The 716-nt window shown below is 70.3% G+C and carries 1 protein-coding gene and 1 pseudogene; both read left to right on the forward strand.

Annotation, left to right across the window (positions count from 1 at the left end; translation table 11 throughout):
• A pseudogene (locus A3728_RS23115) lies at window positions 1–286 on the forward strand (HesA/MoeB/ThiF family protein); the annotation flags it as partial.
• Window positions 283–716: bifunctional hydroxymethylpyrimidine kinase/phosphomethylpyrimidine kinase (gene thiD, locus A3728_RS12365; protein ID WP_201722320.1), on the forward strand; the 434-nt coding region annotated here is incomplete at its 3' end. The pseudogene A3728_RS23115 and the gene thiD, both read left to right, overlap by 4 nt.

A 716-nucleotide genomic window follows, 5' to 3' on the forward strand; every position in this document is an offset into this window, starting at 1 on the left:
CCCGCTGGGGCAGGTGATGCAGCTTGACCTTGCGACGTGGCGCAGCAGCGTTTTCCGGTTCGACGGGGCGCCGGAAGCCCCCGGGCCGGCCGTGATCGCGCCCTGCCAGATCGCCCCGGACGATCATGTCATCGACCTGCGCCTGACGCCTGATTACCCCGCCCCCCCCGCGCCGGAGGAGCGCGTCGTTTTCGCCTGCAACACCGGGCTGCGCGCATGGCGCGCCGCGCGCCGGGTGATGGAGGGCGGGCATGCCCGCGTTGCGGTCATCGGATACGGATCGTGACGCCCGCGATCCTCTGTATCGGGGGCATGGATTCCAGCGGTGGTGCCGGGCTGCTGCGGGACAGCGCCACGATCGAGGCCCTGGGCGGGCGGATGCGCGCCGCCGTTACCGCCGTAACGGCTCAGGATGACGGGGGCCTGCGCGCGAACCTTCCCCTGCCGGTGGAGACGGTACTGGTACAAATCGGCAGCGCCGGACCGGTACAGGCGGTGAAGATCGGGATGCTCGGCACCGCGCCCATCACCCGCGCCGTTGCACAGGCCTTGCCAAAGGGGTTCCGGGTGCTGGACCCGGTGCTGGCGTCGAGTTCGGGCTTCGCCTTGCTGGAACCGGAGGGGATCGGCTGCCTTTTGTCCGATCTGCTGCCGCGCATGGATCTGGTGACGCCGAACCTGCCCGAGCTTTACGCGCTGGCGCGGCATCTTGGCTG

This window comes from Sulfitobacter sp. HI0040 (genome assembly GCF_001634885.1).
Classification (GTDB): Bacteria; Pseudomonadota; Alphaproteobacteria; order Rhodobacterales; family Rhodobacteraceae; genus Sulfitobacter.